The organism is Streptomyces poonensis (assembly GCF_014650915.1).
Lineage (GTDB): Bacteria > Actinomycetota > Actinomycetes > Streptomycetales > Streptomycetaceae > Streptomyces > Streptomyces poonensis.
Genome location: NZ_BMVW01000046.1, coordinates 1 through 558, shown reverse-complemented (window position 1 = coordinate 558; position 558 = coordinate 1). Strand labels below are relative to the sequence as shown.

1 protein-coding gene is annotated in these 558 nt (G+C 70.8%); it reads right to left on the bottom strand.

The genetic code is table 11. From position 1 onward, the window contains the following. Positions 1-2 precede the first annotated feature (2 nt). On the bottom strand, positions 3-558 hold a 556-nt coding region (locus IE242_RS37285), incomplete at its 5' end, for an ATP-binding cassette domain-containing protein (RefSeq protein ID WP_189867533.1).

Genomic DNA, 558 nt, shown 5'->3' with positions numbered 1-558 from the left:
GCTCATCGGACAGTCTCCTTGGGCTGGTTGGGCACGTCGCTGCTGGTGAGGGCGAAGAACACGTCGTCGAGGTCGGGGGTGTGCACGGTCAGTTCGTCGGCCTCGATGCCGGCCACGTCCAGCCGGTCGAGGAGGGAGCGCAGTGCGCGCTGGCTGCCGTCGCTCGGGATCTGCAGGGCGAGGGCCTCGTCGTCGCGGGCGGCCTCGCCCAGTGCGACGGCGGCGCCCTGGTAGGCGGCCGGGTGGGTGAAGCGGAGCCGGACGTGTCCGCCGGGGACGATCCGCTTGAGCTCCTCGGCGGTGCCCTCGGCGGCGATCTTCCCGTCGTGGAGGACGGCGATGCGGTCGGCGAGTTCGTCGGCCTCCTCCAGGTACTGGGTGGTGAGGAAGACGGTGACGCCGCCGGTGACCAGTTCCCGGATGATCTGCCACATGTTGTGGCGGGAGCGCGGGTCGAGGCCGGTGGTCGGTTCGTCGAGGAAGATGATCCGCGGGCTGCCGACCAGGGTCATGGCGATGTCCAGGCGCCGCTTCATGCCGCCGGAGTAGGTGGAGGCG